The sequence below is a fragment of the Chitinophaga pinensis DSM 2588 genome (assembly GCF_000024005.1).
Taxonomy (GTDB): domain Bacteria; phylum Bacteroidota; class Bacteroidia; order Chitinophagales; family Chitinophagaceae; genus Chitinophaga; species Chitinophaga pinensis.
On the sequence record NC_013132.1, the window covers coordinates 3705425 to 3719335 of the forward strand.

Genomic DNA, 13911 nt, shown 5'->3' on the forward strand with positions numbered 1-13911 from the left:
ATATTAGCAGAACAAGTAAGCACGTATGAGATTTGTTCCCTTTACCGTTTCAGCGGTGATAACCATTGCACTGATAGTTTGCCTTGACCGATCCTGGGGCTCACTTCCACCACTCGGACGTTTGTTAAGTCCGCAGGAAGGCTTTTGGCAAAACGCGACCTCTATCAGTAAAGATTATAATGAAGATTTACAGGTGCCTGGTCTGAAGGGAAAGGTGGAAGTCTGGCTGGACGACAGGATGGTGCCTCACATCTTCGCAGAAAATACTACTGACGCTTACTACGTACAGGGATATATGCATGCGCGTGACAGGTTATGGCAGATGGAGTTGCAATCTTTTGCAGCAGCAGGTCGCCTGTCAGAGATCCTGGGCGCAAAAATGATCCCTTATGATCGTCAGCAGCGCCGTAACGGGATGCTGTATGGCGCCGAACAGGCCCTGAAGGCAATGGAGGCAGATTCAGTGGCTGGTCCGGCAATCAATGCCTATTCCGATGGGATCAATGCTTACATTAATACCCTCACTAATGCGACACTTCCTTTAGAATACAAATTGCTGAATTATAAACCGGAGAAATGGACGCCGCTGAATTCAGCACTGTTACTCAAAATGATGGCGGCAGATCTGGCCGGCGGTGTGAATGACCTGGTATATACCAATGCCCGCCGCCTCTTCAGTAAAGCAGACTTCGACAATCTGTACCCTGATTTCGGCGATAGCATCGATCCGATCATTCCCCGTGGCACACAATATCCGACGCCGACAGTAAAGGCTACACTACCCGTGGATAGCATCCTGAATGCCGCCGGTCTTGCGCTGCACTTCAAAGAGGAGAGACCTGATCCCGACAATGGTAGTAACAACTGGGCAGTGGCAGGTTCGAAAACACGTGCCGGTGCGCCGATCCTTTGTAATGACCCTCACCTGGGCCTGAGTTTACCTTCCCTTTGGTATGAAACGCAGATCCATACACCTGAGATGAACGTTTATGGCGCTACATTACCAGGTGCACCTGGTGTGATCATCGGCTTCAACGATCATATTGCCTGGGGCGTGACCAACGCAGCTGAGGATGTAAAAGATTATTACCTGATGCAGTTCCGTAACGGGAAGCAGCAATATCTCTTCAACGGGACTTACCGCGATGCAGAAATGCGTATTGAAAAGATCAACGTCAAAGGAGCGGCGCCTTATTACGATACTGTTGCCTATACTGTTTGGGGCCCTGTGGTATACGACAATGTTTTCCCGGACACGGCTACCAATCATCAGTTCCTTGCCATGCGCTGGAAAGCACTTGATCCTTCTGCTGAAATCAGGACCTTCCTGGAACTTAACAAAGCACATAACTACAATGATTATCTCGCCGCTTTAAAATATTATGCTTGTCCTGCACAGAACTTCGCCTTTGCTGCTAAAACCGGTGAAATAGCACTCTGGCATAACGGACAGTTCCCTTTACGTTGGAAAGATCAGGGAAAATGGATCATGCCGGGCAGTGATAGCTCCTTTGCATGGCAGGGATATGTACCGCAAGGTGAGAACCCACATATTTACAATCCGGCACGTGGTTTTGTAAGCTCTGCCAATCAGCATCCGACAGACAGCACCTACCCATATCGCTATGTAGCAGACTTCGACCTGTTCCGTGGCAAACGCATCAATGAAGTACTGGCCGCTGATAGCCAGATCACGATACAGGACATGATGGATCTGCAAAACGATAACCTGAATCCTTTTGCCCGGGCCGCTCTGCCTTTGATACGCAAACATCTGCCGGTATCACTGCTGACTGCCGATCAGAAGAATTACTGGCAGATCCTTGATAAATGGGATTTACAAAGTGGACCTGACAGCAAGGCAGCGACTATCTTTAATATCTTCTGGGATGAATTGCAGTCGTCTGTTTGGGACGATGACATACTTGTAGACAAAACACCTCTACAACAGCCCTGGGAAAAAACAACCTTGTTATGGTTGTTGCGGGACTCTTCCATGAAGTTCATCGATAATAAACATACACCAGAAAAAGAGACACTCTCACAAATTGTTTTAGGCGCGTTCACAATAGCGGTAGACAGTGCCAAAACATTAGATGCGCAAAAGAAACTGGAGTTCGGCCGTTTCCGTGGTACGAATATCCGTCACCTGACACGATCTATTATACCTTTCAGCGCAATGAATCTCCGTACGGGCGGTGGCCGGCATATTGTAAATGCGACAAAACAATTGCATGGTCCTTCATGGAAAATGGTAGTACAGCTGAGCGCGAAGACAGAAGCTTATGGTATCTATCCCGGAGGACAGAGCGGTAATCCGGGTAGTCCGTATTATGACAATGCAGTGCAGGATTGGGTACAAGGAAAATACTATTTACTGCATGTGTTTGATCTGAAAGAGAACGATGATCCTGCAGTGAAGTTTAAGATACATTTTAGCAAGGGATAAATTATTTAAAGAAATATTTGGATCGGAATATATATTTCCTATCTTTGCACTCCCAATCACAGAAAGGGATTGATTCCGTAGCTCAGTTGGTAGAGCAATACACTTTTAATGTATGGGTCCTGGGTTCGAGTCCCAGCGGGATCACGAAAGCCCGGCTTCTTGAGAATAGTCTCAAAAGGTCGGGTTTCTTCTTTGTATGAAGTGCCCGTCAGGTCTGCAACGAGAGCGAATAATGGATTTATTTTAGTGGTTCGAGGTTGGTCATTTTCCTTGTTATAATAGATGCCTTCAGGAAATATTGTTTTCTGCAAACGTTGTTTTTCTCTGTAATTGCTGTGATCCCATACTAGTGCGGGTTCTGTGACTTTCTGAGTAGCAAATTCGATGTATTTTTCGAGGTTCGAGGCGTTTATTGGAGACGATTGTAATTCCTCCAGCAACTTTTTACGTTCTGTAACGTATTTATCGGCGAACTTTTTATAAAGCTCTTCTGTGATCTTATCTTCAACATAACGTTCCTCCAGCTTATCAATCTTTTCTTCCAGTTCCGTAAGCCTTGCTTTAAGATGTTTAGTCGTTTCCTCTCTTTCTGCATTGACGGTAGTAAATAGCTTTCTCAATTGTAGCTGAAAAAGAGGGATATACTTTTCAGGAAGGGTTACCTCGCTGAGGATAGTCATAAACCGATCGTGCAGTTTGGCAGCGCTTATATGGCAAGAACATTTGCTACCATTGTCACATTTGTAATAGTATAGGTTCTTACGTTTGACCAAATATCCCCTCAAATACATGTCGCAGGCTTCGCATTTCATGAAGAGTTTTAACGGTAGCGCTTCATTTAACGGATTTTGTACAAAGCCGTGAGTTACCTTGTTCTTTTCTTCATTGGCTTTTAGAAAAATATCCCGGCTCACCAGTTTTTCATGTTTTCCTTCCACTATTTCGCCATTCAATAACGAATGAGACAGTAATCCACAATAGAACGGGTTTACTAACGCTTTGCCAATGGCCTGCTTGGTAAGTTTCAAGCTGTGAGCGTGTAGTCTTTTGAGGATTTCGACAGTGCTTATACCCTCATTGGCTTTCCATAGAAAGGCTTTCCTTAATAACTTCCCTGTTTCATTAATCACAATTGTCTTTTGGCCGTTGACAGTCACATGGTCATACCCTAAAGGAGCATGGCAAGGCCATTCACCTCTCAGCAGCCTTTCTTTCATGCCTTCTATGGTCTTTAGCCGCCTTAAATCATTATCATACTGACTAAAGAGAAACAAGATATTTTGCTGAAGTACGCCTGCTGGATTCTTTGTATCTATGGGCTGTGTAACTGAAATGATTTGAATGCCTAAGTCGCGTAACTGACGAGTGAGCCAGATGGCATTGTCACCAGTACGACTGAACCGATCAAGACTGTAAACAATGATCTTAACGTTGCTCTTTTGCTTTTTACAGAACTCAATCATTCGCTTGAACTCCTTTCTTTCATCACTAGCGGCAGATTCGTAGGTACCACCGAAATAAGCTAGGATCTCATAGTCTTGCTTACCAGCTAATTGATTACAGGCTTTTTTCTGGGTTTCCAGGCTCAAATTCCCTTCTGCTTGTTCCTTAGTTGACACTCTGGTGTATATGACACATAGACGGTTGTCTTTTACTATGGGCTTTGCTCCCTTAGCATATTTGGAGAAAATATCTTGATCTTGCATGGGTCTTTAATGTTTAATTTTATCAGGTTAACAGAATACTAGAATCAGGCAGCGGAAGATATTTCGTCATTCTTTAATCTATTACAATACAAGTCGTAGGTGATTAAAGCAAGGCTGTGAAGCGTGGCAATGATGTTTTTTAGCTCTTCAGGACTCGCATCTTCAAATTGCTTGAACGATCGTATTTCATCTTCTGTGAGGTATAGTCGCTGGTCTGTTTCTGTGTTAGTGGGTTGAATGTTTAGCCAGTCATTTAAAGTAATCACCTGAGACATAGGAATGTTATTTGAAGGCAATTTATGACTGCGCCATAAACTGGTTCCCTGCTTTTGCTCAGATGGTAAAAAAGATCTTCAAATTTCACCGAAAAAAATGCCGTTAGACATCAAAGCCCCTCAATCAATAGAAGGGGGCTTTGTTGAACTTATTCAACTCTAGATGAAAAACATTCTAAAACTATTTGACTGTGATTTGAGAATATTTGCTTTTTATTTAAATTCTTTTAAAATCGAGTTAAATGTGTGCTTAGTAATATAGTTATCTGGATGGTGCAATGCCTAACGTATACAATAACACCTACCAAAAAGAAAAGCCAGTATATTCATTAGCTCCGTTTTTCATCAGTGTAAGCCGTTTAAAGCTCAGCGGATATTTATTTTTAGTGAAACAAAGTAAATTGTCAATCAGTTTCTCCGTCACACTGAAACCAGATATACGAGGAAGCATTTTCATCAATAACACTTCATCTAAATATTTATAAACCGACTCTTTATTATTGGTAGATCCGGGCAAGTTAAAGTTGTGACTACAATATATAAGGGCCGCATCGCGCAACCGATACCCGAACCTAAACGGCGTTTCCAAGAGTATTTTATCTAAGGCACAAAGTTCTGAAATGATCAAATCTCCGTTTTTGGGAAAAAACTCATACGCTTCTCTCCCATATAGCATTAATCCCGATATTTGGTCAAGAGATATTGGAACATCCGGAAACTTCAGATCCGTATCGCTTGATTTGATACCATTATAAAAGTCAACATCGGGCATTTCGATAATAGAAGCTCGGTCTAATACTTTCATACTAAACTTCTTTCCGGCGTCATCCATATTTGCAGTGCCGATCACTATTAGATTAGGAGGTAGGGTCAATCCTTTTGTTAGAAATCTCTGCTGCATTCTTTCATCAATCTTTATCCCAATTTTAGCCCATAAATCAGGATCTACTTCTAAACAAGATCTAAATTGACTTGCAGGAATAAATGCATCCGATGTGAGCTCACCTCTAACCCAAAGACGGCTTTCAATTATAGACAGAAAATCCGCAAAATACATTTCCACCTTCGATAGGTTCATTTCATCAAGGCATAATATGAATGGAGTATTGGGATGCTTCCACGCTTTTATCAGGAAATGGATAAAAGGAGTAAATTGATAAATGCCCTGTAAGTTCGTCCATCCAATTACTTCAACTGAAGTATGCCAGTCTGATTGAACTGCTATCATTTGGAAATTACCCGGTTGCCCTCCTTCTTGTAAATTTTTCGGACATGTTTGGTACGCAAGGGTTCTCGCAAACCTAGATTTACCGGTACCACATATGCCGGTCATTATCAAGAATGGCTTCGTTTTTATAGCCATAAGAATCTGACGGTATGGATGCTTAAAGTCAAGTAAGGTCGGGAACGTCGAATTTAAGAACGCTTTAGATGTCGACTTTTTCCTCGTCTTTTTCTCTTGGGAATTAGCTAAATCATTGACTGACTTACTATTGCTGTCGGATTGCTTATTGTTATTTAGTCCCATTGTGTCATTTTTCATATTCCAAATTCTAAAATGACGCTCCCTTATCCTTGATATGACACGTTCATTGGCTGTTATTTCTTCCATTGTTTGTTTGATTTATTATATGACATGATTCGATTAAACGAATAATGTCTTCACAAAAAATTATATTGAATGCTGCGTTACAATCAGGGTCGCTACATGCCATAAGAAGTAGTGCTTTTATATATTCCCTGACTTCAGGCAGTGGGTAAGAATGAAGGAAATCTGACAAAACACTTATAGGATCAGATATTTCATCATTGGTAAGTGAGAGCGGATTTTCATGCCAATTGGGCAAATTTTTCATAATATAGATTGAGGTATAGTTATGATAGTTTAGAAATAGATTCCGGCGTAGGAAGATTCCACTGCCGGATGACCTATGCCACTTTAGTCTCTTATTTCACAAGGAATGCTCACTGTAAAAGTGGTGACGCCTTTATTACTTGTTATTTTGATGTTTCCAAAAAGATGTTCTGCATACAGTTCGCATAAATACAGTCCTATGCCGTATCCTGCATTACTTTGGCTGGCTTTATAATATATCTTTAAAAGCTGTTTAAGTTCTTTTGTTGGGATTGTGTGACCATGGCTAATAACTGAAAAAGAAACCCATCGATCTTCGCTACTTGCGACTAATAGAATATCTCTCCCTTTGCTATGCTTGTAAGCGTTGCTTAAAAGGTTTTGAATAATTTGACCGAGCTTAACTTCGTCTGTGAGTAGCGTTTTGCCCTGTAATTCATTCAATTCCACTATCAGGTTTTTGTTAAAATTCTCATTAAAAAGCTGATAGGGAATTGTACAGCTATCTATAAAATCATCTACTTTAAATGACTTGGGATCAGTCCGTAGTGTGAAAAAATTCTCACTAAATCGGACGGTAGTAATCATATTAGTGAGAATCTGGCTGCTATTAAAAAGAATACTCCTGAGAGTAGTCAAATAGAAAGCTAAATCAGGTCGAGAAGAAAAGGATGGCTCCGTTTTTTCCATTATGGCTTCTACCGCTAAGGAGGCCCCTGATATTTGAGTTTTAATCTCATGAGCAAATAAACCAAGAAATCGTTCCACGGATACCTCCTCGTTGGCTTGAATACCCGTAAAGAGAAATGCAGCTTCGATTAATCGCCTATATTCATTATCAACGAGATCATAACAAAGGCGAATGTTCTCAGAATCAGTCTTAGATACCGTTTCTAGCAATCGATCTAGCTTATTAATTTCCGCACGTATGTTGGATCTATCACAGAAGGAGAAGAAAACATCTTCCGGATTTAGGATTTCGTCATCCGACAAACAGAATGCGAAAGACTTGTCTTTTTGAGTTAACTTTTTTTTGTTATTATTCATAAACGTTGGTTATAACGGTTAGAGAAAGCCGTAGTATCAAATAAGCAAGAAACAGTGGAGAAAACACTATAGATGCCATTTCGTTTACATCAATTCTACTGATCAGTAATAGATTTCTTGTTAGATGATAGCTTATCACCTAATAAATAATTACTTGGCCTATAACAAGAATCAGTTTCCTTTAATGTTTACATGGAAATAAGACAAGCCCATTGAAGAAGCTGAAAGATAAAAAGTAGACTAATAGAAAGGAAAGAATGCGTACGGATAAGAAGAAGCATTGAACAGAACGGAAATGAAAAGGGTCGGAACCTACCCGCATTGTCTATCTGGCTCTGACAAAGCCAACTACCTTTCGGTAGTCAAGCACAATACGTAAGTAGGCCCAACCCTTTTTATATGGATTGGGCGCCTTAACTTACACTCGTGCTTTAAACTGTCAGATTCGATAGACGAGATTCGTTAAACGCTTACATTTATATCCTAGTAGCGCAAAATAATGATTTCCTATGAAAAAGTAAACTCATTATCTATAGCTATATACAAGTATAGTCATTTCGATAGCAATCTAAGCAAATAAAATATACGATACAAATAAATCTGTAAACAGATTGTATATATAAATAGTCGAGTAGTATATTAATAAGCTCATTCTCAACGTGTTTAAGCATTTTTGCTAACCATCAATATTGTCTATGGCTAAGAGCACGAGAAATTCAACGGAAAGTGATTCTCCGAAAGCACGGGGTCGGAAAACTAAAAGTCTTGAGGAGCTTAAACAAGACATCGCCTCCAAATGTCTTTCTATAAAAACACTGATCGAAGCTGGAAAGCTTTCTAGATTGCGCGATTTGGAACCGTTATTTTCGAAAGCTATGGCAGACGAAATGGGAGTAAATCACACGCGCTTCTCCAATAAATTTAGAAATCCTATTGACTTTGGAATTAAAGAGATATACAGATTTGGTTTATATATCGAAGTTGACCCACAATTAATTTTCAGGTATATAGGTAAGGAGATTTCACAAGCCAATGACTTGCTCTCAAAATTAAAAAAATTTAGGACGGTCGAAGACATGAGACAGTATTCGTCTAAACAATGATTATTTAGTAAGCATCTGAAGAACCTCGACGCGCATTATAAAAGAATCTCCAAAGATTAACGAGTCATTAACAGATTTGTTGAAAAGCTGTTTTACCTTCAATCCTGTAATAAGTGCCTCTTTTTTGTCCATAACTCTTAAAACCTTAAACCTAAAAAACGAATAGAGACCCCACCGTATCCCTGAGCAACATCCCAAACTCTAACATTCCTGTATAATACTATAGCACATGAAGCAATACTTCTTCACAGGGCTATTCATTGCGTTATGCCTAACGGTCAGCGCTCAGGGCATCCAATTGCCCAGCGCAGATGATAGCCTGTTATCCCAATTACCTGGAAAATATCTGAACAGTGTCCAGAACAAAACAAAACGAGTAGAAAACCTCGTTGCTAGAAGCAGCTTGAAAGCCCTGCGAAAAATGGAAAAGCTGGAAAACGAGCTAAAGACTAAACTCCAAAAGGCCGATCCATCGCGTGTGGAGTCTTTATGGAGCATAAGTACCAATAGGGCATCTAATATGAAGGATAAGTTGCTTTCCAAATCGAAGGAAAGAGTGAGTAGAGGCGGCTATTTAGACAATTACACAGATACCCTTCAAAGTATCCTGGACTTTTTAGACAATCAAAGACTGAAAGGTATCATAAGCAGTAATGAACTGGAAAAAGCCAAACAAAATCTACTTAATGTAAAAGACCAACTGAATATATCTTCGCAAATCCAAGAGCAAATCCGAGAACGCAAACAGCAGTTGTCAAAGGAGCTGGCAGGGATAGCAAATTGTAGGCATATCCTTAGCGACATGAATAGGCAAGCTGTTTATTATACTCAGCGACTTAACGAATATAGAGATATACTGTATGATCCATCTAAAGCCGAAAAAAAGGCTATGGAATTGCTTCGTAAGAATAAGATGTTCCAGACTTTCATGCAAAAGAACTCTATGCTGTCTGGGTTATTCAACATAAATATGAGCGAAGATCCTACACAAGCCCTGCAAAATCTGCAAGGTCGTAGTGTGGTAGAGCAACAGATTCAGCAAAGTATTGGTTCTGATCCTTCTGCCCAACAGACAGTTAGCCAACAAATGGATCAATCGGTATCAGTTATTGACCAGGCAAAACAGAAAGTATCAAGTGGAGCCGGTTCTGTAGATGACATGCCAGACTTCCAACCCAATCCCTTGAAGACAAAACGCTTTCTACAACGTTTGGAATACGGAGGAAATGTCCAATCGCAACGCAGTACAACATTACTTCCTACAATGACTGATATAGCCTTAGAGGTTGCTTATAAGTTTAGCCCCAAGACTCAGGCAGGTTTTGGTTTAGTATATAAGGTCGGTTGGGGCAAAAGCCTCTCACACATTACGCTCACTACTGAGGGAATTGGTTTTCGGTCTTTTGCCAATTATAGGCTCAAAGGGAGACTCCACGCTACTGCTGGGATTGAGTACAACAAATTTATGCGTATTAATTCAATGACTGAGCTGAAAAAATGGACCGGTTGGTCACGCAGCAGTCTTGCTGGTATAAAAGTAATGGTAAGTGATAAGGCTGGCATGTTGCTACTTTATGACTTTGAAGCCCAACGCAGTATCCCACAAACTAATTCTCTAAAAATCCGTTACCACTACAAATTCTAATTCATCATTATCATTTAATCAACCTTAAGATGAAACGTACTATTTTCAGAAAGGTCATGGTCATGACTTTCCTGTTACTATCCGCTGTTTGCGGTCTGGCACAGGACAATATTTATGACCGCACTACCATTTCCTCCCCTACACCTGCAAGTCTGGGAAAATATGTGGATTTCCCAGTCAATACACATACGGGTATTCCGGAAATCAGCATACCAATTTACACCATCGAAACCGGCAATCTCAAATTGCCAATTACATTAGGGAATCATCCTTCCGGGCTTAAAGTACTTGAACCAAGTAGTGCAGCAGGACTAGGCTTCGCGCTAAATGCTGGCGGCGTTATTACTCGAACAGTTCGCGGCGCTCCTGACGAAAGGAGTACCAGTACTATCTACAACCAGGATCATGGATGGTATTCAGACACAGGTTACATGCGTCGCTTCTACAGCAACCTAATGCAAGACTGGCAGGGTGTTGCCGCTGGTCGGCATGATGGAGAACCAGATTTGTATACATTTAACTTTGCAGGCTACGTCGGAAAATTCTTTTTCTCTGATGATCGCAAGCCGGTGATCCTTGCAGACGGAAAGAACCTAGATATTGAAATCCGTTGTACTTATCTAGGAGGGAATAGTATCGGAACCTTCGTACTGATTACTCCTGATGGTACTCGTTATAACTTCGGCGGTATATTGTTAAGTCCTGATAATGCAGAAGTTACTAGCCCTTTTACTGTTGCTACAGGTTTTCAAGAGGGGAAAGTGATTTCTACCTGGTATCTGACGCAAATTGTCAGTACTGATTTGGCTCAGACCATAACATTTACTTATGCTTCTGAGAACTATAGCTTTCATAGCATCACATCCGCACCAATAAGCAGCCTAGATAATACCAATTCATATGACGCAAATCTGATCAAGAACTTCGTCAAAGGGAAACGGCTTACTCGTATAGATTGGAAAACCGGATCTGTACTGATTAATTATGGTGCAGCACGTACAGATTTAGGTGGATATAACACGAAGGAATTAGGAGATTCTGAAGTCAATTCAGAGGCGCGTCCCATTAGTTCTATTGATATCACCAATAATCACAGCTTCTGTAAGCGGTTTAATTTCTATACTAGTTATTTCCAGGACAATACTACAGCTTTACCTACTCAACTAGGTAGCCTGACAATCAATACAGACCGGAAACGTCTTCGCCTTGATAGTATAAAGGAAATGTCTTGTACCGGCCAGCTTTCGCAACCGGCCATCAAGTTTGAATATTTTACAGAGTTCGTTCCCCGTAGGCTTACCTTCGCCCAAGACTATTGGGGTTTCTATAATGGACAAACAGGTAATGCGAAGCTGACACCTACTATCACCGAAACAGGTACTACTACTGTAATATCAGGCGCTAATAGAGCGCCGAGCTGGCCGCAAATGCGGGCTGGTACTTTAAAGCGGATTTATTGGCCGACAGGCGGTAATACAGAATATCAATTTGAACCGCATTTCGTCACTACATCAATTGGCACACCACAATATGTAAACAGGAAAAATCTGGCAATAGGCTATGACGGCAGCAATCCTGAAGTTAAAACAGACACAGTTACGCTAGTCGGTGGCTCTTATAAAATAACATTATTGAATACTACCGGGGGGAGTGATGCTCATTTTTCGCTAAAAAACAACACTACAGGCGACTACTATATCAGTATCTCGACGAACACTGATACGAAGCTGACAGACTCCATAATTCGTACGCTGCCAGACGGAGTATATACTATGACCATTATCAAGAATACTTTTGAAAATGGCTCTACTTCTGGGAACGGTGCAACCGGTATTATTGATAGATATACTGGCTCTAGCGGCCCTACAGATGTGATTGTTGGTGGCTTACGCATCAAAAATATACTCGCATACGACCATCTTTCTGGTACAACGAATGCTACACAATATGATTATAATCAAAATGGCCGCAGCAGTGGAATACTTTACAGCCGTCCTGTTTATGCAGCGCTGATACGTAATGATCTGGTGGCGCAATTAGGAGACTGGTCGCCATCCGGCTTTCAGCAAGCTTGCAGTCCACAAGGATGTATTGCCTGTGTAGGTTTCCCCTATTTTCGCTCCGCCAATAGCATACAACCAATGAGTACCAGTCAAGGTGAACATATCGGTTATGAGGAAGTAAGCGTAGGTAAACCCGACAATGGATATTCCGTATATCGCTATTATACAGGAATGCCAATTGGATATGTAACACCTTCTCTTGCAGTAACAAGCGTAGACCGTAGTACCTGCTCTTATTCGGTGCCTAATTTTCCTTATGCTCCCGACGAATACAATAACCTACGAGGCAAACTAAAAGAGGAAATGCATTTCCGTAGCGATGGAAAGATCCTAAAAGATGTATTGTATACTCATCATTACGATACTCCTACTGACAGTACTCGATGTTTTATGGCTGCTGCACTTTCAGGCACTTACTTAGGTACTTTCTACTGGCTCACGAGTAGCCGGAAATATAGGGAAGTGATATATACGACAATGTATGCTGAGGACGGTCCAGATTTTTTGACCAATACGCAAACAGTTTATTATGGCAGTAAGTATCACAATGCGCCCACTAAAGAAGTCTATTTCGACTCCAAAGGAGATTCAATAGTCACGACAAATAAATATGTCAAAGATTATGAACCTAATTGTGGTTACGTTCTCACTTGCAGTAATAATTATCGCAATGTCTGCAATTCTTGTCAAGCTACCTACACAGCTGCGCAGAATGCTTGCGCTGGTCAGGGAGGTGCTTGTTATACAAATGCATTTTTGGCCTATCAGAAATGTATGGACAATGCCCGCATTACATACTCTGACTGCAGACTGCAAAAAGAGCTGGGATTTACTGACTATTATTGGTGCCGTCGTGGTTACAGAAGCACAGCCGATTCCAACTTGGCTGCTATATACAGCATGGCATTAGACAATAACAATGAACGTGTAGAACAGTCTACATTTAAGGCGGGACTGCTCGTTGATGCCAAGATCAATCTCCATAAGCGAATGAATGACTCCTTCAGGGTAAGTCCGAATCAATTGCAGACACTACCGATAGCGGCTCCAAGTAATAGCTTTAGCCCATCAGGCATTAGTGGTAATAATCTATCCAAAGATTCCAGGTACATGCGCGAAGCGTCTGTGTTATTTGACAGCGGAGTAGTCCATCAGCTTAGTTCGGACTACAATCCTCCGATAAGCACCATATGGGATTATCGTTTCAGTTACAGAACAGCAGTGGCGACTAATACAACAATAGATCAGATTGCTTATACTTCTTTTGAAGCAGACAATAGAGGTGGCTGGATTTACGAGGACAACTCTATAGCTGATACCAATGCGATGACTGGGAAGGTAGTTCATCGTCCACTCACTGGTATTTACAAATCCGGACTGGATATAAACCGGACATACATTCTCAGTTACTGGACAGATAAGACTACTCCATTCACCATAGCGGGAACTATTGCGTACATACATGGAACTGCTAATGTAAACGGCTGGAGGTACTTTGAGCACAAGATTAGTGGGGTAACAGTAATCAATCTTACCGGAAACTTCAAAATAGATGAATTGAAGTTGTATCCAGAAGGTGCTCAGATGGTGACTTACACTTATGAGCCAATGGTAGGAATGACTAGTGTAAGCAGTGCAGGCGATCAAATCATCAGATATAGCTACGATGCTCTAGGTCGTCTGATCGCAGTAAGTGATAGGGAGCGAAAACTAATGAAAGTCTACGATTATCAATTCCAAGTTCCAACCCTTCAATAACCATATTCAT

7 protein-coding genes, 1 tRNA gene and 1 pseudogene are annotated in these 13911 nt (G+C 41.2%); 5 read left to right on the forward strand and 4 right to left on the reverse strand.

The features are described from left to right. Positions 1 to 25: 25 nt before the first annotated feature. Both CPIN_RS14955 and CPIN_RS14960 read left to right on the forward strand, forming a co-directional pair. Positions 26 to 2449, forward strand: a complete 2424-nt coding sequence (locus tag CPIN_RS14955) for a penicillin acylase family protein (RefSeq protein ID WP_012790651.1) — start codon at positions 26 to 28, stop codon at positions 2447 to 2449. Between the two features lie 71 nt (positions 2450 to 2520). Continuing rightward, a tRNA-Lys gene (locus CPIN_RS14960) sits at positions 2521 to 2593 on the forward strand. 740 nt (positions 2594 to 3333) lie between these two features. On the opposite strand, the pseudogene CPIN_RS39615 reads toward CPIN_RS14960, so the two are convergent. The 4 genes and pseudogenes from CPIN_RS39615 to CPIN_RS14975 form a co-directional block, all read right to left on the reverse strand. Continuing rightward, positions 3334 to 4155: pseudogene (locus CPIN_RS39615) on the reverse strand (recombinase family protein); the annotation flags it as partial. Between the two features lie 44 nt (positions 4156 to 4199). After that, positions 4200 to 4430 carry a hypothetical protein gene (locus CPIN_RS14965; RefSeq protein WP_012790653.1) on the reverse strand — a complete coding sequence of 77 codons (231 nt, stop codon included), beginning with the start codon at positions 4428 to 4430 and terminating at the stop codon, positions 4200 to 4202. 301 nt (positions 4431 to 4731) lie between these two features. Continuing rightward, complete coding sequence (locus CPIN_RS14970; protein WP_012790654.1) at positions 4732 to 6042, reverse strand: McrB family protein; 1311 nt, start codon at positions 6040 to 6042, stop codon at positions 4732 to 4734. 327 nt (positions 6043 to 6369) lie between these two features. Next, positions 6370 to 7332: a sensor histidine kinase gene (locus CPIN_RS14975; RefSeq protein ID WP_012790655.1), complete on the reverse strand. Its 963-nt coding sequence runs from the start codon at positions 7330 to 7332 to the stop codon at positions 6370 to 6372. A 695-nt stretch (positions 7333 to 8027) separates the two neighbouring features. Here CPIN_RS14975 and CPIN_RS14980 point away from each other — a divergent pair. From CPIN_RS14980 to CPIN_RS14990, 3 genes are all read left to right on the forward strand, one after another. Next, a complete protein-coding gene (locus CPIN_RS14980) occupies positions 8028 to 8435 on the forward strand; it encodes a hypothetical protein (protein ID WP_012790656.1) in 408 nt (135 codons plus the stop codon). Positions 8436 to 8664: 229 nt separating this feature from the next. Then, entirely contained in the window at positions 8665 to 10080 is a 1416-nt protein-coding gene (locus CPIN_RS14985) for a hypothetical protein (RefSeq protein ID WP_012790657.1), read from the forward strand. A gap of 29 nt (positions 10081 to 10109) precedes the next feature. Beyond that, entirely contained in the window at positions 10110 to 13901 is a 3792-nt protein-coding gene (locus CPIN_RS14990; RefSeq protein WP_012790658.1) for an RHS repeat domain-containing protein, read from the forward strand. The last annotated feature ends 10 nt before the right edge of the window (positions 13902 to 13911 follow it).

What these genes read in the sequence shown, in the direction of transcription:
- CPIN_RS14955 (WP_012790651.1), top strand. Translation starts at nt 26, where the DNA reads ATGAGATTTGTTCCCTTTACCGTTTCAGCGGTGATAACCATTGCACTG.
- CPIN_RS14965 (WP_012790653.1), bottom strand. Translation starts at nt 4,430, where the DNA reads ATGTCTCAGGTGATTACTTTAAATGACTGGCTAAACATTCAACCCACT.
- CPIN_RS14970 (WP_012790654.1), bottom strand. Translation starts at nt 6,042, where the DNA reads ATGGAAGAAATAACAGCCAATGAACGTGTCATATCAAGGATAAGGGAG.
- CPIN_RS14975 (WP_012790655.1), bottom strand. Translation starts at nt 7,332, where the DNA reads ATGAATAATAACAAAAAAAAGTTAACTCAAAAAGACAAGTCTTTCGCA.
- CPIN_RS14980 (WP_012790656.1), top strand. Translation starts at nt 8,028, where the DNA reads ATGGCTAAGAGCACGAGAAATTCAACGGAAAGTGATTCTCCGAAAGCA.
- CPIN_RS14985 (WP_012790657.1), top strand. Translation starts at nt 8,665, where the DNA reads ATGAAGCAATACTTCTTCACAGGGCTATTCATTGCGTTATGCCTAACG.
- CPIN_RS14990 (WP_012790658.1), top strand. Translation starts at nt 10,110, where the DNA reads ATGAAACGTACTATTTTCAGAAAGGTCATGGTCATGACTTTCCTGTTA.